Consider the following 18577-nt stretch of genomic DNA (forward strand, 5'->3'; position numbering starts at 1 on the left):
AATGATTTTATCACTTTAAAGTGCTGATTTTTCATTTTTTTGTAGGTAAAAACGTTACGACAATACCGGAACAGATGAGGATTGCTCCAACCACGAACTGCCAGGTGATGACCTCATGCAGCAGCACAACACCAAGCACAGCAGAAACCAGCGGCTGTAACGGATAAAACATGGAACAGGTGCTTGCATTTAACATCTGCAGGCTCTTATTCCAGCAGGTATGTGCCACGGCGGTTCCGAATACGGCAACGAACACGCATGCCAGAAGGGCCACAGCCGTAGGATGGCTTCTTGTCATGAACACATTTTCAAAGACTGCTGCCGGAATATTTAACACCAAGGCAATCAGCATACCATAAAGCGCTGTCTGCACTGGATCATAATATCCGGAAATTTTGCGGATCGACACAGATGCAGCAGACCACAAAACAACAGAACCTGCTGAGAGTACAATGCCGACCGGATTAATGACGGATGCACCGTTTCCAAGAATAATATAAACACCGATCAGTGAAACAATGATACTCACTACATTTTTCCAGGTGATCTTCTCCTTTAAGAAGATTGCCGCAAAAATCGAAATCATGATTGGGTTTAAGGAATTCATTAAGGATGCAAGGGAACCGGAAAGCAGTGCAGTTCCGCCAAGCTGCAGGATGATTGCAGCAAAATAGCCAAGTCCGCCCAGAATCAGCAGATACGGCCAGTGTTCCTTCGCAATTTTCTTCTGTCCGCCTTTCCATTTCAGGATTCCATACAGACAGATGACAGAGATCAGATAACGGCAAAATGACACCGTAACCGGTCCCATTACGGCAAGTGCATACTTGCTCACAACATAAATGCTTCCCCAACAGAAAAAGGTGATCAGTAAATAAAGATATCCGGCATTTCGCTTCATGATAAACTTCCTTCCTTATGTACATATGATTCGTCAACTAACGCAAAAGCTGCTGCTCACGCGTTGCGTAAACAGCACAAAACCTCCATCAGCCGTTCGGAACGATATCCCGAACGGCTGATGGATTGTATTCATATCGGGGATGCGCCAGTGAGCGACGCATCCGCTGATTACTGCAGCGCAGTAATTTTAAATTCATTTGCTTCTTTGCCAAGCTGACATAACAGTCTTCTCATATCCGGCTCTTTGATATTTCCGTGCAGCTTCAGCACTACCTGTTGCTCATCGTCCCGGCTGGTTACTTCCATGGCATCGATCAGGATGTCGTTTAAACGGACCATGTTCATGTAAAGATTCAGTTTGCTGTTTTTACGGCTGTCAGTAAAGTATACCGTAATCTGTTCATGGTCTGTGTTTTCATCAAGACCAGCTGCCTGCAGGGCTTGTGCGATCACCGTTTCCTGCATTCCGGTCAGGATCCCGTACTGGTATCTGCGGCACACACTCATCAGGTGGCGCAAAAACATGTCATATTCTTTCTTCACCTTTGCGTCAACATCCGCCGTGCGTTTGGCAATGATCTCATCTTCTCTTACAGGGACAAATACATCCGATCCATTCTCCGCTTTTGCTGCTGCCACATGGTCTGCACAGGCCATGCGCTGTAAAAACAATGGCTTGATCTGGGTATCTACCCGGTCAATCTCTTTTCTTACCTCTTCTAAAGTCATCTTTCATCCTCCCATTTGCATTGCTGCAGATGTACTGCCGTGTCCTATCTGACAGATGACGACACAATATCTTATTTTACACCAATGCCCCCTGTTTTTTCAATACTTCCTGGACATGTTTTACATCCACCGTTCCGTCCAGAGCCTGGCATGCTGCTGCAACTCCGGCTGCGTGTCCGGTTGCAAAGCAGGTTCCCATAACACGGACTGCTGCAAATGCCGCTTCATCAGAGGAAATCATACGGCCTGCGCCGTACAGGTTTTCAATATTTTCCGACTGCAGCGCACCAAGCGGAATATCAAAATAGCTTCCTTCCTTTACCTCCAGATAGGTTGCCATCTTATTGACGTCTTTGTGGATCTCCGGTTTCCACCCGCCGCGCGCCACGCTGTCCGGACATTTTTTCCGGGTAAGCACATCATCCACAGTAATCGTTTCTTTTCCAACCAGCTTTCTGGTTTCCCGAAAACCGATGGACGGTCCGATCACCGCTAACTCCGCACGCTCCATGCCCGGCATATAAGTTTTTAATGCCTTCACATAGCTGAGCACCTGTTTTCTGGTCTCCCGCTCCATGCTGGTAAGGTCTGCTGCCGTCAGTCCCTCCGGGATGACACTTGGAAGCAGGACACAGACAATATCAGAATCTTCTTTTTTCAGGATAAAGCCTTTTTCTTTGGTAAGATTCGGGATACCGGCCTCTTTTGCCTTTACTACGGCGCGCTCCACGGCTGCCGGTGACATATCACAATTCGTGTCTACACCGCTTAAGCGAAACGGTAAGGTTGCCGCCTGCGGACATCCGTCTTCACCACCCCAAACCAGCTTTGCACCGGCAAGGTGGGAGAGGTTGGCATCTCCGGATGCATCCACAAAGGTTTTAGCCGTTACAGTAAAACTTCCCTCATCATCAGCACACTGGATGGATTCAATGGATCCGTTCTCCATCTTCGCACTGATCACATGCGTATGTAAGAAGTAGTCCACACTCTCTTTTTCAAGCAGATTGTCCATTGCGCATTTTAAGTATTCCGGCTGGAAATTGATGTTGCGGTTTCCAGTTGCGGAAATGACATAATCCACGGTCGGCCCAAGCGCCTCCATCTCGTTTAAGACGAGCTGTCCAACACCCTCCACAACACGGATTGGATTCTCTCCGCATGTAAAAAAGCCACAGAAAGCACTGACTCCGGAATGGGTTGCCTCTCCGCCAAGATAGGCATTCCGCTCTATTAAAAGTGTTTTCGCTCCTGTCTTTGCAGCTCCAACCGCAGCAGATACTCCGGCGGTTCCTCCTCCGACAACAACGACATCATACTGATACAAACGTTCCATATTGCTCTATACTCCTTTTTTTGCCAATGATGAGGTTCTCTTTTTAACCAATGACCAATGCTCCCAGCGGGTATGCAAAGAATGTCAGGACAAGCAGTGCCATCAGTGCGAAAATACCGCCCCAGATAAACATATCTTTCGTCGTGGTCCACCCGGAACCGATTGCCACGGTGTTGATGGTACTCTGACCTGCCGGTGTCATGTTGCAGACTGCTGCTGCGATACCAACCATACATACTACAGAACCAACACTTACGCTTCCAGCCGGAAGTGCAGTTAAAACAGACAGTGCGACTGCACTTACTACGGTTGTGGTAACAATATTGGAAGAAAAGTTTGTCTCAAGCAGTGCCCACAGCATGAAGAATAAGATCATACCGGTAAGCGGAAGTGCTGCAGTCAACGGAGACAGGGATGCAGTCAGCCAGTCGCTGATACCGATATCTGCGTTGGTCAGGCAGGAACCAAGCCAGGTTGCTGCGCCGGTCATAAGGATACTTCCCCACAGAATTCCTTTGGTAACGCCTTCCTTGAAGTTTAAGATGCGCTCGCCATCCACTTTGGTGATGAACAGAAGGATGCAGCCTAATAACGGAGGCATTGCGGTAGACCAGCCATTGATGGTCTTGTAAAGATCCGGGAAGCTGCCTTTGATCAGGCTCGGACCAACCCATAAAAATACGGTTAGTCCTACAACACCAAGAATGATTTTCTCTTTGGTGTCTGCCTTCGGAACCGTTCCACGCAGTCCCATTGCGTTCTCCGGTTTGATCTCATGGATATCATCCGGGCGATAAATGAACTTAAATACCAGGATCAGCAGGATAATGAGGAGAATACCGGTCGGAATTCCCATTGCCATGAACTGGAACTGATTGACATCATTTCCGGTTGCTGCATTATAATAACCAATTGCCATAGTCGGCCATACATGTCCGATTGCCGTCATACCGGAAGAAAGGCTGATGCAGAAAGCGGTTCCCATCATGATCATGTTGCCGGTCTTTCCGCCCTTCTTCACACCGAGTACCTGGAAGATATCCTCAAGGAATGGCATGAATGCAACGAACAAAACAGACGGGGATACGAATAAGCCCATGAAGGTAACTGCTGCAAACAGGAAGCAGACAAAGTACCATGGTCCCTTTCTTGCAATCTTGTTTGTGATAAAGGATACCGTACAGCGCCTTACAAAGTTTGTCTTGGAAAGCGGATATATCAGCATAAAGGTAAAGATCAAAAATGCTACCGTCGTGTTGCCAAATGCTCCTGAAAATGTTTTTGAAAAACCAAACGTTGGCAGAAAGCCAAGTGCCATTAACGTGATCATGCTCGGCCAGTCAATGGAAATGGTGATCCACATGATCAGGGAACCGAAGAATACGCCAAGTACTCCGATTGCCTCAGAGGAAAGTCCTCCAAACTCCGGGACAAACCGTGACCCGATGATGATTGCCAGCGACAGGATCAAAAAGATTGTGTCTTTGCTGCTTTTGCTTTTCATAATAAAACCCCTTTCTTTGTTGCCGTTTCCGGATTCGTCAACCTCGACCGCAACTTTACTCCTTTGTTTTTGTATTTTTTATGATACAAAGGTTATTGACATTTGTAAAATATCATAATATTATCAAATCGATAAGTTATTCCTATATCACCGTATTTTTTTAGATACATATCACAAAAATTTTATTTTTTCACGCAAAAAGGAGCTTTTTTCTCATGCAAATGCAACAATTACGCTACTTTCTTGAAATTGCCAAGGAGAAAAACATCTCTGCGGCAGCGAAAAATCTGTACTTGTCGCAGCCCTCTCTTTCCCAGCAGATCATGAAACTGGAACAGGAACTGGAGGTACCGCTTCTCATCCGCCACTCCAAATCGGTTTCCCTGACCGATGCCGGGGAACAGTTTGCCCACCATGCACAGAGAATCTTAGGCGGCGTGGACCAGCTCACAGAACTGATGCACAAGCAGAGTATCCTGGAAGCAGGAACTTTGCGAATCGGCCTGTTGTGGATCGCCGGTTATACCAATCTGCTAAAAATTCTGAGCGATTACCACTGTCTCCACCCGAATTTAAACTATTCCTTTTCCGTAAACGGCAGTGCCCATCTTCAGCAATTTCTTTTGGAACGCAAAATCCACGCCGCATTTTTGATTGGAACAGAAGAACAGCTGGAACAAGAGCCAGATCTCGCCTACTGTAAAATTCAGGAAGATTTCTACTCTGTCATCATTTCCCGCCAGCATCCACTGGCATCCAGAAAAATCATTTCGGTTGAAGATCTCAAGGATGATCCCATCATCATGCCTTCACCTGCATCCGTATTCCGAAAAAGCCTGGACCGTATTTTTGAAGAACACAATATTGTCCCAAACATTCTCTGCGAAACCAGCCAGTCAGATATGGTCATCCAGCTTGCCGCACAGAACCTCGGTATTGGTTTCTCCTCCAAAGGCATCGCAGCCAGCATGCAGGATGGCACTTTCAACATTCTTCCATTTGAAAACCGCCTGCACCGCTCTATTTATTATGTAACGTTAAAAGAGCTTCTGGATTATCCATCCATCCGCTCTTTTACCAGGTATGTGAAACGTTATCAGTTAGAAAGGAAACCGCTATGAATCGAACAGGCGGCAGATACCCAAAACGGATATCTGCCGCCCATTTTTAATTTTCTTGTTTGTCGTACTTACTCAGCGAAGTATTTCTCCATGACTTCCTGTGCCGGCATCTCCTGTCCGGTGTAAAGCTTGAACGCTTCGGCACCCTGCCAGAGCAGCATGCCGATTCCAGGAATCGTCTTGCAGCCAGCAGCGGCTGCCTCTTTTAAGAGTTTGGTCTCCCGTGGATTGTAAACCACGTCGGAAACAACCAGATCCTTGCGGAACATGCCCGGATCGGTGATCAGACTCTGGTCATCCATCGGCTTCATGCCAACACGGGTTGCATTGGTGAAGATGTCGCTGTCCACGATTTCCTTTCGAAATGCCTCCTGGTCGTCAAGATCAAACAGGTTCACCGTGCAGGACGGAACATGTTCGCGGATCTTCTCTACCGTTGTCTCTGCGTTTGCAAAGAAAGAATCCTTTCTTGCAAAGATAGAGATTTCCCGCATGCCTTCCAGTGCTGCCGTAATCTCAATTGCAGTTGCTGCACCGCCGGAACCGGCAATGGTCATCTTCTTTCCTGTGATTTCGAAACCATGTTCACGGCAGTTTCTGACCCAACCCAGACCGTCCGTATTGTGACCGATGAGCTTGCCATGGTCATTGACTACGGTATTGACTGCTCCGATCAGTTCTGCTGCTTTCGACAGTTCGTCGCAGCATGCCAGGGTCGCAGTTTTGCATGGCATGGTAATGTTGAAGCCTTTTACATTCAGCAGGCGAAGTGCCTTTACTGCCTCTGCAGTCTCCTCTTCCTTGATATCATAAGCAAGATAAGCATAATCCAGTCCAAGCTTCTGGAAGCTGTAATTGTACATGGCCGGGGAACCGGAATGTCCTACCGGACTTCCAATCAGGCACAGCATTTGTGTATGTCCGCTAATTTCCATCTTAATCCTCCCATTCAGCAATGATTTGTGCTTTATTTTACTCTGATTTTTGCATACTGGCAAGTCATTTATTGAGGAATCTGCTTTTTACCTTACAAAACCAAAACCAGCGTCACCACGATGCAGACGATACTGATCATCGCAGAAAGCGTGTTGATCGCGCTGGAAAAGCCATAATCTTCGCCAAGATTCGCCGTAAAAGCCGGAACTGCAGCGGAAATCGGGCTGAACACTAAAAATGCAAGTGCCTGACGGTACTCCAGCTGGAAAGGGAGCAGACGAAAACATGCTACTGCCAGCAAAACAGAAATTCCGTAGCGAAACACAAGAATGCGCACCATGTCAGCAATCTGTTCCCGGTTTATGGACAATTCCATGCCGACGCCCAGCATCAGCATTGCCAGAAACGGGTTCGCATTTCCGATCACCCCGGCAAATGTGACAACCACCTCTGGCAGCTTTACATGAAACAGGTTCAGCGCCGTCATAATAATGTAGGTATCAAAGGGAACAGAACGCACCAAAGTACCGGCAATCTGTTTGAGATCCATTTTTCCGTCTCCATGCTTGATCATGGAAGCGATGCAGTAGGAACCGCCCAGGCACATAAACGCATTGCCGGTATCAAACAGACTGGTCGTCATCATGCCATCTGTCCCCAGAAAGCTCTGTACAAACGGCATTGTAAAAGTTCCAATATTATATCCGGAAATATTGAGCACTTTAAATGCCCGTTTTTCCTTCGGTGCGCGTAGGTTCAGCACATACATGACTGCCATATAAATCACACTGCCGCCAAATCCAAATAAACACAAAACCAGCATGGAAGGAGAAATCTCCTTTCCTGCCACACTGCTTACCAGCGCTGCCGGCAAAGTAACCTTTAAAACAAGTTTTGAAAGTACATGAAAATCTTCTTTCTGAAATACACCAATCCGGCGCAGCATGTATCCCAGCAGGATGATGGCGATAAAACATCCCGCTTTCATAAGTATTGCAGTCATAAATAACTTACCATCCTTCTTTTATCTTCCGCAGTTCATTGTGCATCAGAATTTCCCGGATAGCAAGCTGTTTTTTGTTTTATTCGGTCTTGCTATGCTGCATGGTTACTGTTCACGCACAGATCCGTAACCCTGCATTCCCTGCTTGCCCGGTTCTGTTATTCATATTTCGTTCACAATTCATTCAAAAACCTTTTACAGATTTAACATGATTTCTTCACGATTTCTCCCTATACTATAACCATAAACAACAAGAGCAAACGAGTTGTTTATAAAACGCTTAAAAGATTTTTTTCATAATACTCGAGCTGATAACGCAGGTTATCAGCTCTCCTCCCTTTTTATAACGACAAAAAGCAAGTGCATTTCCCGGCACTTGCTTTTTTTGTATCTTTTCTTCTTTTTCCCATTTGTTCAGGGCGCGAAAATAACCATGCGGGGACATTCCTGCATTTCCACGCGTTCCATGTTACCGCATACAAATATAGACCAGATACCCTGCATACATAAGCAGCATGACCACGCCTTCCATCCGGCTGATGCGCAGCTTGCTGCGGCATAAAAACCAGGTAAGCACACTGGCTACAATCAGACATGCCGTGTCGATGACCGCAAACGGTGTTACCGCGATCGGATGAACCGCTGCGGAAGCCGCAAGCACCATCAGGATATTAAAAATGTTGGAGCCGATGACATTTCCGAGCGCCAGTCCGTTTTCCCCTTTTCTGGATGCCACCACAGAAGTGACCAGCTCCGGCAGGGAAGTTCCAAGTGCTACAACCGTCAGACCAACCAGGGTCTGGGAAAGACCGAAGGAAAGTGCAATGGCTTTCGCGCTGTCTACCACCAGATTGCCGCCACATACGATCGCTGCAATGCCGCCAAAAATATAGATCACACTCCAAAGCGGGGAAAGCACGGAAATTTCTTCATCTGCCTCAGTCCGGTTTGTGAGCGCATCGCGGATTGTCAGGGCAATAAAACCGGCAAACAAGACCAGTAAAAAAACAGCTTCCGGGCGACTGATGAAGTGGTCACGGACGATCATAAAAAACAGAACCACTGCCACACCAACAGACGCTGCATAATCCCAGCGCAGCTGTACCGCGAACGGACGGATGACCCCGCAGGCTCCGAGAACCACCAGAAGGTTAAACAGGTTCGATCCGATGACATTGCCCACCGCGATCTCATTATTCCCGGTCAGCGCAGCCGTTGTGCTGACTGCCAGCTCCGGCGCGCTGGTTCCAAATGCCACAATGGTAAGACCGATAATAATACTTGGAACACGGAGTGCCCGTGCAATGGAAGAGCTCGCCTCCACAAAATAATCCGCTCCCTTGATCAGAAGCACAAAGCCGATGATCAGCCAGACGTACATCATAATCTTTCCTCCTGCCCTGTCCCCAGGTTTTTGTATTCTTTCCTAAAGTGAAATACAGTATAGGTGGTTTTGATGTACTTGTCAAGGCGGTGCCGGCTTTCTCCATGCACTTATCGAAAATCTGTTTATTCCGTTTCTTCTCCGTTATCCTTCGGAAGGATCGTGTTCAGGAAGATTGAAAGAATGGTGGTCACCACAACGGAGGAACCGCCGAAGATGATGGCCGGTGTGACGCAGCCCACAATCATGGCTACCACATGCTGGAATGCCAGCGGAAGCAGGTCTCAAGACTGATTTTATTTTTGTCTATATAACTATTTTTTAGATTTTATTTTCGGGAACTGTACATGGTCTGCCAGGAGCCACAGGGATAGAAGATTTGGATATGCCATCAGGCCATTCACCAGATCCGACATAAGCCAGACAAGCTCCAGACGGCAGATGCACCCCAGCCAGACTGCCAGAAGATAAAGAATGATATACAGATATTCCGTATTTACACCAGGACACAGGTACTCTGCTAGATAAGAAAACATCTGTCTTCCTATATAGTACCAGCCAACAATCGTGGCAAAAGCGAACGCAGCCATGCTGATGGACACCAGAAATCCGCCAAAACTGCCGAGAATTTTGGTAAAACAAAAGGAGGTAAGAGCAGCGCCATCCAGACCAGACTCCATTCCTGCACACAAAATCACCAGAGCCGTCAGCGTGCAGATCACCATCGTATCAACAAACACCTCAAACATGGCCCACATGCCCTGTTCCTCCGGCGTGGTATCCTCGGCCGCGCCATGCAGCACCGCAAGCGTTCCAAGTCCCGCTTCGTTGGAAAACACCCCCCGGGCCAGGCCAAAACGCACACTTCGTGAAAACAGAAATCCGGCAATTCCACCGCCGGCCGCCCCTGGTGTCCAGGCTTCTTTTAAAATCTTCCCAAGCACCACCGGAATGCTGCGTCGGCACACCACCAGAACCCTCACGGAAAAGAAAAAATAAATTCCCGCAGACAGCGGAACAAACCAGGAAGTCATCCGGGAAATGCGCCGGATCCCTCCCCACACCACTGCAGCCGTCAGGGCCGTTACCAGAACTGCCGCAATTTCCTGCTTCATGCCGGCTTCATAGCAAAGCGTTTCACTGACCGCATTCGCCTGCACCATGCTTCCCATCCCCAGAGACGCCAGTACCGCAAACAGCGCATAAATCAGTCCCAGGCTCCGGCAGCCCAGTCCTCGCTCCATAGACACCATGGGACCACACTGCCACGTGCCATCCGGCCTGCGATAACGGTACTTCTGTCCCAGGCTGGTTTCCGCGTAAGCCGTGGCCATGCCAATGAGGGCTGAAATCCAGAGCCAAAACACGGCACCGGGGCCGCCGGCAGTCAGAGCCGTGGCCACTCCGACAATATTGCCTGTGCCAATGGTAGCAGCCAGCGCAGTGCAGGAGGTCTGGAATGAAGAAATCGAACCTTTTCCAAGACTTCCCACCGTCTTTTTCCACCAGTATGGTAGTTTCCGGATCTGAAATCCACCAGACTTCACGGTAAAGAACAGTCCTGTCCCCAGAAACAAAAGCATCGTCCACGGCCCCCAGACGATTTCGTGTAACAGTTGCAATGTCTGCTGCATGGTTATCTCCGGATATTAGCTTTTCTATTCATCTTATGCAGAAACGTTCCTTCTTTTGTCACCCATGAAATCTTATTTTTGCAGCATACGCCACAAGGTAGTACGACTGATCTGCAAATGCTCTACCGTTTTTGTTCGATTCATATTTTCCTGTTCAAGAACAATTTGGGCAATATCTCGATTGATTTCCTCTAGGGATTGCTCCAGATTGATTATGGCATATCCTGGCTGAAGCACCGGTACAAATAATTGTGTTTCCTGATGTAACGCTGTCCGGAGCTGATCCACTGAAATATAATCCCCATCTGTCTGTACAATTAATTCTCGTATCATTCTTTTAAACTGGGCGAGATTCTGAGACCAGCTAAAAGATCGGATCAGGTCCATGGCTCCTGATTCGAATCCTACAACCTGTTTTCCGAGTTCCGTATTTGCCTGACTGATATACAGAGTTGCAATATTAGAGAGATCTTCGACTCGTTCCCGAAGTGGAGGCAGCTGAAGCTTCAAACACAACAGTTCCGTTGTCAAATATCGAAGGATATAATTATCAGCAGCGGTGTAGGCACTAATTGTATAAGAAAACAGAAATCGGTTTTGCCTATGCCCTTCATTGCTTTTCAAATATAAAAATAGTTTCTTTGCAACCGCTTCGTTCAGTACATGAATGTCTTTGATAAAAATAGTGCTATTTAAATCATTAAATGGAGAATCCGGATGGTCCATATAATAAGACCATTTTTTATTGTTTGTAGTATTGCAATCAATGACACAATACGGATTACTTTTGTATGCACTCTGGCTTTGTATAAAAGCAGCCGCCTGATCCTTTCCGGTTCCATATTCCCCTAATATTAATACAGATTGGCGCGTATCCGCATACGATTCAAGAATCATGCGCGTTTTGCCGATCATATTCGCATTTCCATAAGAATCGCTTTCAAAACTGATTGTTTCTTTTTCTTCCGTAGCAGAAAGAGGATCGTCATTTTTCTGCTGCGAAGCCAGCTTTCTGGTCAAAAAAATACAGAAATATTTTTTCTTTTCCACAAAAATATGTGCCGAACGGAAAGAAAGAAAAAACCGATCCGTCTGTTCTTCTAAACAAAAAGAATTGTCTGAAATAAAAGAATCCAGATGTGTTTTTATGATTTCAAAAATAGCTTTGTTATCCGAGATGTTCTGTAAATTACTGAATACACAATCAAAATCCCTATCATAAATCATTACATATTCGTGGCTTTGTGAAAAAGCAGCTTCCAACAGCTTTGCCTGATGACGGTAAAATGTTACCTGATGAGCCTTCAATAAAGCCTGCTTAAAAGCAGTTTCAATGCTCTCTCTACTGGAGGTAATCAAAATATGGTTCAAACCAAGCTCATAAGCAATATGCGAGGTACTATAATCGCAGAGGACCATTTCATATCCATCTTTCCGAAGTTCTGATATTTCAGCCTTAAAATCAGAATAATCATTCAAAGTAACCGTCTTGATATTATATTGCATGAGATTACACAATAAAGTAGCATTCTGCGTAATAGCCGAAATACCAATAATAGCAAATCTGCTGGTATAATTTTCAGCTAGCTTAATCGCACGCAGAATATCATATGTAGTAAGTTCTATTTTGACGACGGGAATATCCATGCTCTTTTGTAATCGCTCTGCTGTACCTCCGCGCGCAATGATCACATCCAGTTCATCCGGAGCATAGGACCGCGCTATTTCTACTGCCTTTTCCAAGCTGCTTATCCGGACCGTCAATTCAATATCCTCGTACTGCGTGACAATATCATTTAAAATCTGCTGCATGCCAGGATATGGAACGATTGCAAGAATACGAGTTTTCATAATTCATCTCCAATCAAAATAGTCATCTGGTTTGGTTTTGTATAAAAATCATATCACAAATCATCAAATGTTTCAATACTAAACATCTAAATACAATTATCAACAATATTTCCCTTCCAAAATTGTATAAATTGTGGAAAATATTATTATGTTTAATAATGAAACATTTTTGTCTGGTCAAAATGTTGAATTTAGCAACATTATAGTTTAAGGTGTAAGCAAATGAAGGGAGGAACAAACAACTATGAAAGGTAAGCTTAAACTGAATTTTCTTTTTCCATTAATCATGATCGTGGCATCCGCTGTATGGATTTACAAAGGAATTACAGAGTATGGATTATGGGATTCAGCTGCTGGTGCTCCAAAAGACGGTTTTTTCCCAGTTGTCATTGCAGCTGTTCTTTTAATAGCCAGCATATTTAATTTTATCAGCAGTTTTAAAGAAGAAGCTGTCACAGTAGATTGGAAAGCCTGTATTCTTCTGGGCGCGATTGTGCTGGTTTATTTCTTCACCAAATATATTGGATTTCTTCCAGCACTATTTGTCTTCTATGTATTATGGTTGAAACTGTATGCGAAAGTTAACTGGAAAACTACGATAATTGCGACAGCAGCTATGTTTGTCATTATCTATTTTGGATTCGGTCTCGGCCTAAAGATCCGGTTTCCAAAAGGCGCATGGTTGAAATTGTTAGGATAGGAGGAGACTTGTATGGAAACTTTGAATTATCTGCTTTCGGGATTTCAGACAGCATTGACATTTCAAAATGTCGGTGCTGCTGCCATCGGTGCTGTTCTTGGACTCATCGTAGGTGCAATGCCTGGTATCGGTTCCTTAGTCGGAATAGCATTATTATTACCACTGACCTACGCGTTCAACCCTACAACAGCCATTATCATGTTAGGTGCTATCTATTACGCTAATATGTTTGGCGGTGCTTTTAGTTCTATTTTGATCAATGTCCCTGGAGATGCACCTGCTATTATGACAGCTCTAGACGGTTATCCGCTGGCTCGAAAAGGAAAACCTGGTAAGGCATTAATGGTATCAAACATGTCTTCCTTTGTCGGCGGACTGATCGGCATGGTCATACTGACCTTTTTCGGCCCGGCACTGGCTGAATTCGGTTTAAAATTTGGCCCTGCTGAAATGACTACGCTGATGCTTGTGGCATTAAGTTCCATTAGCTGGCTCATTGAAGGAAATGTGTTAAAGGGACTGGCGATCACCTGCATTGGCATTCTCATTGCAACCATTGGAATCAGCACAAACACAGGAGAAGCCAGATACACATTTGGAGTTGTGCATTTGCTGAGTGGAGTCAATTTCATTCCTCTGGTCGTAGGCTTTATTGGAATGGCACAGGTATTTAACCTGGTGACACAGGAAGAACGTGAGAACGAGCTTGTCGTAAAAAAGATTGGCATAAAAGATTGCAAACTAGAAAAAGAAGATATATCCAGAATAAAATCTCCCGTTATCCGAGGTGGAATCCTTGGTTCTGTCATTGGCTTTATTCCCGGTGCTGGAGCTACAATGGCATCTATTGTGAATTATACGATTCAGAAAAAGTCAAAAAATAAAGAACCGCTTGGTACCGGTGCAATTGAAGGAATTGCCGCATCAGAAGCAGCAAATAATGGAGCAGCAGCAGGTGCATTTGGTCCGCTTCTTGCGTTAGGAATTCCCGGAAGCGGCACAACAGCTGTACTTCTTGGTGGGTTAATGATGTGGGGCTTACAGCCAGGACCAAGATTATTTATTGACTCTCCTGACTTTGCCTGGGGCTTGATTTCATCTTTATATGTTTCCAATATCATTTCATTAGTGTTTGCGCTCGTTATGATTCCAGTCATTATGAAGGTGATCTGTATCCCCAATAAAATCCTGATTCCAACTATCACAATGGTATGTTTTGTTGGATCCTATGCTTCCACAACTTCCATGTGGGGAGTTCTGATCATGATCATCGGCGGAATCCTCGGGTATCTCTTCCAGCGCTTTGGCTATTCCGCATCACCGATGCTGCTTGCCACCATTCTTTCTGTAACATTTGAGATTAATCTTCGCAGAGCATTAAATATATCGGGGGGAAGTCTTAGCATTTTCGTGGAAAAACCTTTATCACTGGTTTTCCTGTTGATTTTCATCGGTTTGATGTTTAGTCCTGTTCTCAAAAAGATTTACAAAAAAGCCAGACAGAAAAACAGATAAGAATTGCAGTAGCAATCTATATAATAATTCATTCAGGAGGAATTAACATGAAAAAATCAACCGTAGTATCTCTTGGCGCACTCTTGACCTGTGTAATGTTGGCCGGATGTGGAAGCAGCGAAACTGCATCAAAACCGGCAGCCGATACAACACAGAATGCATCTGTGTCAGAAAGCTCTGAAGAAACCGCAAAAGAAGAATCTACAGAAGAAGCAAAATCTGCGTGGGAACCTAGCGGTACGATCACATTTAACATCAGTTCTAAAGCAGGTGGAAACTCAGATTTGTTTGCCCGTACAATTGCCGATATTTGTACAAAAGAAGGACTTGTTAAGCCTACGATTGTCATTAACAACAATTCTGATGGTGGTGGAAATATCGTGAGAATTGAAACACATGATACCTCTGATCCTGACAATACATTACTTTGCTTTTCTTCCGGTGACATGCAGAGTATGTTAAGTTCAGACATCGGATTAACCATTACCGACTTTGCTCCGCTTGCAACACTGGCCGCTGATAAACAATTAATCTTCGCCAGCACAAATAGTAAATATCAAAGCTTCGATGACATTATGTCAGCAATTGAATCAGGAACAAAATTAAACGTTGGCGGAACCAAGAGTAATGAAATGACTGCCTTTAATATGTTTGCGGATGAGCTCGACAAAGCAGATGGTTTCAATTACATGATGTATGATTCTTCTTCAGAATCTATTACTGCATTGATGGGTGATCACATCGAGCTTGCAATGGGTTCTCCTGCAGCTGCAATTTCTTATGTAGAGAGCGGAGATATTACTCCAGTTGTAGCATTATCAAGCGAACGTTTTGAAGCCCCGCTTGACACTGCACCTACTATGGAAGAGCTTGGATATAAAACAGTTGAGAATCCAATGTGGAGAAGTGTGATCGCATCCGCTTCCATGAGCGAGGAGGCTCAGCAATATTGGAGTGATGTATTTAAAAAAGTGTCTGAGAGTGACGCATGGAAAGAATATCTTAGCAAATATTTATTAAGTCCATATTACAATGATTTGGAGACAACTCGCCAGATCATGACTGATGCAAACGATGCATATCTTGCAGATAAATAATCAAAAATAAAAAGTCGGCTGTGTTCTGACCAAAACTGCTTGGCATGGGAAGACCACAGCCCTTTTTCTATCAGGAGGAGTGATACTATGCCAAAATGGCTGGAAAATGCAGTATTCTATGAAATATATCCGCAAAGTTTTTGCGACAGTAACGGAGATGGAATCGGTGATATTCCTGGAATTATCAGTAAACTTGATTATATTAAAGAGCTTGGCTGCAATGCAATCTGGATGAATCCCTGTTTTGATTCTCCTTTTTTTGATGCTGGATATGATATTCGAGATTACTATAAAGTTGCGCCACGCTATGGGACGAATCAGGATATCGCCAATTTATTTGAAGAAGTACATAAAAGAGACATGCATATCATCCTGGATCTGGTTCCCGGCCATACGTCAATTGAACATCCATGGTTCAAAATCTCAGCTTCAAGCTTAAAAAATGAGTACACAGAACGATATATTTGGACTCCCTATCGAAAGGTAAAACCTCAAATAGATCAGCCTGGTGAAAATAATTATAATATTCGTGGATTTATTATTGGTTTTGGAGGCAGACCAGGATGCTGCGCTGTTAATTTCTATTCTACACAGCCTGCGTTGAATTATGGTTTTGCAAGAGTAGATGACCCCAGCTGGCAGTTGCCCATGGATGCCCCCGGTCCGCTTGCAACAAGAGATGCATTAAAAGACATCATGCGGTTTTGGTTGGAAATGGGATGTGATGGTTTCCGGGTTGATATGGCCGGAGAAGTGATAAAGAACGACCCAGATCAGGAAGGAAATGTTCGATTATGGCGATATTTTCGTGATTTTCTTGATCAGGAATTCCCAAATGCGGCCATGATCTCCGAATGGGGATATCCTTCTTACTCCATTCGTGGAGGCTTTCATATGGATTTCCTTTTAAAGAGAGGGAAGCAGCACTATTGGGAACTCTTCCGTTCTGATACCCCTTACTTTTCCAGAGCCGGAAAAGGAGATATTTCCGGTTTTGTAGAAAACTTTTGTAAAGATTATGAAATGACAGATGGAAAGGGATTAATCTGCACACCTTCCGGGAATCATGATATCAGCAGAATCCGCGAGCATTTAGATGATGAAGAAATAAAAATTGCCTTCGCATTCATTCTATCTATGCCAGGAGCACCATTTCTTTATTACGGTGATGAAATTGGAATGAAAAATCTGGACGGATTGGATTCTGTCGAAGGCAGTGAAGAAAGAACACAGTGCAGAACTCCTATGCAATGGAATACAAAAGTAAATGCCGGATTCTCCGCTGCTGGTACAGATAAATTATATGCACCAATCGATCCAGATTGCAACAGACCTACTGTAGAAGAACAGATGACTCGCCCAGATTCACTCTGGCATGAAATACAGGAACTGATTCATATTAGAAAAACACATCCTGCCTTACAGTCATGTCCATCCATCCGATTTCTGTATGCCGAAAAAGGAAAATACCCTCTTGTCTACGTAAGAGAATGCGAGACGGAGAAAGTGTTGATTGTTCTTAATCCGAAAGATAAAGAAGCAAGTTGTAAACTTACAGAAAAAGTATATGTAAAATCTGTCATTTATTCAAACCATGGAACAGCAAAAATCCAGGCAAACACTTTGACTGTCCCAGCGGCATCCGCATCATTTTTTGCAATTTAAGAGAACTGAAAAAGCACGGGCATGCAAACGGTAGAATTTACTTTTGAAAGTTTCAGCTGAAAAACACAATCTTGCCACTCTCGTTTTTTTATGCTTCATATGATATAATCTATCTATAGAAAATGCCTGTTCCGACAGGCTTAAAATACTTGCGTCTGCTCTTATCGGAAGCACTCCGCAGAAAACGAGGTGGCTTTATGCCCGGATTTACTACACACTATATCTTAGGAATGAAGGCCTACAATGACCTTCCCAACAATCAGCTAAAATATATCATTGCCAAATACCGCTGGCTCTACCAGCTAGGCCTGCAGGGGCCGGATATGTTTTTCTACAACATTCCCGTTCTGCGCCACCGGGACTACCGCAACGTTGGCTCCTACATGCATGAACATCACATCCAGGACTTCTTTGTCTGCTATCTGCAGCATTTAAGCGAAGTGAAATCCCGTCAGCAGAGAGAAGAAGGACTGGCCTACTTCTGTGGCTATTTAAATCACTACATCGGGGATTCCATCTGCCATCCTTATGTATATGGACGCATCGGCTACGATGCCAAGTCTCCAAACAGCCAGGCCCATGGCCGCCACGCTTCCCTGGAGAATGACATTGATGCCATACTCCTGTGGAAATACAAGCACAAAAAACCATCCCAGTTCAACCAGGCAGCAACCATCTGCTTAAACGGCATGGAAACCCAGTTTATCTCCCGTTTCCTTGCCGACTGTATCAATGAGACGTACTATCCCATCACCTACAGCAACAACTTCCAGGTAACCCCTGCCATGATCCACCGTTCCATTCTGGCTCTGCGCTTCGGCTGCCGGACCCTGGCAGACCCAAAGGGATCCAAACGCAATAAAATTGCCTTCGTGGAGAAGCTGGTCCTGAAAAATCCGGTGGCATCCCAGAAGCTGGTCACCGACGAGATCAATAACCCACGTGAAGTCCTGAACATCGACCACGACATCTGGTGCAACCCCTGGGACCGCAGGCTTGCCTCCCGCGCATCCTTCCCGGATCTGTTCCGCCAGTGCCTGCATAAAAGCAATGACGTTTATGCCATCATCAACTCCTATCTGACTGGTGAACTGCCATCCACAAGAGAAAGCATGGACCGGTTGTTAAATGAGCTTGGGAGTTATTCGTATCACAGCGGACTGCATGTGCCGGATTAAGCATATCGGATGAAGGAATTA

Annotated in this window: 16 protein-coding genes; 6 read left to right on the forward strand and 10 right to left on the reverse strand. The window is 45.0% G+C overall.

Annotation, left to right across the window (positions count from 1 at the left end):
• Positions 1-31 precede the first annotated feature (31 nt).
• The 4 genes from DWZ40_RS00780 to DWZ40_RS00795 form a co-directional block, all read right to left on the reverse strand.
• A complete protein-coding gene (locus tag DWZ40_RS00780; protein WP_118540245.1) occupies positions 32-901 on the reverse strand; it encodes a DMT family transporter in 870 nt (289 codons plus the stop codon).
• Positions 902-1071: 170 nt separating this feature from the next.
• Entirely contained in the window at positions 1072-1632 is a 561-nt protein-coding gene (locus DWZ40_RS00785; RefSeq protein ID WP_118540246.1) for a chorismate mutase, read from the reverse strand.
• 76 nt (positions 1633-1708) lie between these two features.
• Positions 1709-2968, reverse strand: coding sequence for an FAD-dependent oxidoreductase (locus tag DWZ40_RS00790; protein WP_118540247.1), 1260 nt, complete (start codon positions 2966-2968; stop codon positions 1709-1711).
• 43 nt (positions 2969-3011) lie between these two features.
• Positions 3012-4472, reverse strand: a complete 1461-nt coding sequence (locus DWZ40_RS00795) for an SLC13 family permease (RefSeq protein WP_118540248.1) — start codon at positions 4470-4472, stop codon at positions 3012-3014.
• Positions 4473-4693: 221 nt separating this feature from the next.
• On the opposite strand from DWZ40_RS00795, the gene DWZ40_RS00800 reads away from it, so the two are divergent.
• Positions 4694-5593: a LysR family transcriptional regulator gene (locus tag DWZ40_RS00800; protein WP_243035151.1), complete on the forward strand. Its 900-nt coding sequence runs from the start codon at positions 4694-4696 to the stop codon at positions 5591-5593.
• Between the two features lie 68 nt (positions 5594-5661).
• Here the strand turns inward: DWZ40_RS00800 and aroE are convergent, their stop codons facing one another.
• The 6 genes from aroE to DWZ40_RS00825 all read right to left on the reverse strand — a co-directional run bounded on the left by aroE (position 5662) and on the right by DWZ40_RS00825 (position 12401).
• Positions 5662-6534, reverse strand: a complete 873-nt coding sequence (aroE, locus tag DWZ40_RS00805; protein ID WP_118540382.1) for a shikimate dehydrogenase — start codon at positions 6532-6534, stop codon at positions 5662-5664.
• Positions 6535-6620: 86 nt separating this feature from the next.
• Complete coding sequence (locus DWZ40_RS00810) at positions 6621-7532, reverse strand: AEC family transporter (protein WP_118540250.1); 912 nt, start codon at positions 7530-7532, stop codon at positions 6621-6623.
• Between the two features lie 469 nt (positions 7533-8001).
• Positions 8002-8916, reverse strand: coding sequence for a calcium/sodium antiporter (locus tag DWZ40_RS00815; RefSeq protein WP_118540251.1), 915 nt, complete (start codon positions 8914-8916; stop codon positions 8002-8004).
• Positions 8917-9041: 125 nt separating this feature from the next.
• A complete protein-coding gene (locus DWZ40_RS20265) occupies positions 9042-9173 on the reverse strand; it encodes a hypothetical protein (RefSeq protein WP_279220615.1) in 132 nt (43 codons plus the stop codon).
• A 57-nt stretch (positions 9174-9230) separates the two neighbouring features.
• Complete coding sequence (locus DWZ40_RS00820) at positions 9231-10550, reverse strand: amino acid carrier protein (protein WP_118540252.1); 1320 nt, start codon at positions 10548-10550, stop codon at positions 9231-9233.
• A 72-nt stretch (positions 10551-10622) separates the two neighbouring features.
• The gene (locus tag DWZ40_RS00825; RefSeq protein ID WP_118540253.1) at positions 10623-12401 is read right to left on the reverse strand and encodes a sigma-54-dependent transcriptional regulator; all 1779 of its coding nucleotides are present in this window, start codon (positions 12399-12401) and stop codon (positions 10623-10625) included.
• Positions 12402-12645: 244 nt separating this feature from the next.
• Here DWZ40_RS00825 and DWZ40_RS00830 point away from each other — a divergent pair, with 244 nt between their 5' ends.
• The 5 genes from DWZ40_RS00830 (at position 12646) to DWZ40_RS00850 (ending at position 18556) form a co-directional block, all read left to right on the forward strand.
• Positions 12646-13101, forward strand: a complete 456-nt coding sequence (locus DWZ40_RS00830) for a tripartite tricarboxylate transporter TctB family protein (RefSeq protein ID WP_118540254.1) — start codon at positions 12646-12648, stop codon at positions 13099-13101.
• Positions 13102-13113: 12 nt separating this feature from the next.
• Complete coding sequence (locus tag DWZ40_RS00835) at positions 13114-14616, forward strand: tripartite tricarboxylate transporter permease (protein ID WP_118540255.1); 1503 nt, start codon at positions 13114-13116, stop codon at positions 14614-14616.
• A 47-nt stretch (positions 14617-14663) separates the two neighbouring features.
• Complete coding sequence (locus DWZ40_RS00840) at positions 14664-15713, forward strand: tripartite tricarboxylate transporter substrate-binding protein (protein WP_118540256.1); 1050 nt, start codon at positions 14664-14666, stop codon at positions 15711-15713.
• Between the two features lie 87 nt (positions 15714-15800).
• Positions 15801-17378 (forward strand): alpha-amylase family glycosyl hydrolase, encoded by a 1578-nt coding sequence (locus DWZ40_RS00845; protein WP_118540257.1) that lies wholly within the window; start codon positions 15801-15803, stop codon positions 17376-17378.
• Positions 17379-17575: 197 nt separating this feature from the next.
• Positions 17576-18556 carry a zinc dependent phospholipase C family protein gene (locus DWZ40_RS00850; protein WP_118540258.1) on the forward strand — a complete coding sequence of 327 codons (981 nt, stop codon included), beginning with the start codon at positions 17576-17578 and terminating at the stop codon, positions 18554-18556.
• Positions 18557-18577 lie beyond the last annotated feature (21 nt).

Origin of the sequence: Clostridium sp. AF32-12BH (assembly GCF_003477935.1) — a bacterium.
Taxonomy (GTDB): Bacteria; Bacillota; Clostridia; order Lachnospirales; family Lachnospiraceae; genus Brotaphodocola.

What these genes read in the sequence shown, in the direction of transcription:
- DWZ40_RS00780 (WP_118540245.1), bottom strand. Translation starts at nt 901, where the DNA reads ATGAAGCGAAATGCCGGATATCTTTATTTACTGATCACCTTTTTCTGT.
- DWZ40_RS00785 (WP_118540246.1), bottom strand. Translation starts at nt 1,632, where the DNA reads ATGACTTTAGAAGAGGTAAGAAAAGAGATTGACCGGGTAGATACCCAG.
- DWZ40_RS00790 (WP_118540247.1), bottom strand. Translation starts at nt 2,968, where the DNA reads ATGGAACGTTTGTATCAGTATGATGTCGTTGTTGTCGGAGGAGGAACC.
- DWZ40_RS00795 (WP_118540248.1), bottom strand. Translation starts at nt 4,472, where the DNA reads ATGAAAAGCAAAAGCAGCAAAGACACAATCTTTTTGATCCTGTCGCTG.
- DWZ40_RS00800 (WP_243035151.1), top strand. Translation starts at nt 4,694, where the DNA reads ATGCAACAATTACGCTACTTTCTTGAAATTGCCAAGGAGAAAAACATC.
- DWZ40_RS00810 (WP_118540250.1), bottom strand. Translation starts at nt 7,532, where the DNA reads ATGACTGCAATACTTATGAAAGCGGGATGTTTTATCGCCATCATCCTG.
- DWZ40_RS00815 (WP_118540251.1), bottom strand. Translation starts at nt 8,916, where the DNA reads ATGATGTACGTCTGGCTGATCATCGGCTTTGTGCTTCTGATCAAGGGA.
- DWZ40_RS00820 (WP_118540252.1), bottom strand. Translation starts at nt 10,550, where the DNA reads ATGCAGCAGACATTGCAACTGTTACACGAAATCGTCTGGGGGCCGTGG.
- DWZ40_RS00825 (WP_118540253.1), bottom strand. Translation starts at nt 12,401, where the DNA reads ATGAAAACTCGTATTCTTGCAATCGTTCCATATCCTGGCATGCAGCAG.
- DWZ40_RS00830 (WP_118540254.1), top strand. Translation starts at nt 12,646, where the DNA reads ATGAAAGGTAAGCTTAAACTGAATTTTCTTTTTCCATTAATCATGATC.
- DWZ40_RS00835 (WP_118540255.1), top strand. Translation starts at nt 13,114, where the DNA reads ATGGAAACTTTGAATTATCTGCTTTCGGGATTTCAGACAGCATTGACA.
- DWZ40_RS00840 (WP_118540256.1), top strand. Translation starts at nt 14,664, where the DNA reads ATGAAAAAATCAACCGTAGTATCTCTTGGCGCACTCTTGACCTGTGTA.
- DWZ40_RS00845 (WP_118540257.1), top strand. Translation starts at nt 15,801, where the DNA reads ATGCCAAAATGGCTGGAAAATGCAGTATTCTATGAAATATATCCGCAA.
- DWZ40_RS00850 (WP_118540258.1), top strand. Translation starts at nt 17,576, where the DNA reads ATGCCCGGATTTACTACACACTATATCTTAGGAATGAAGGCCTACAAT.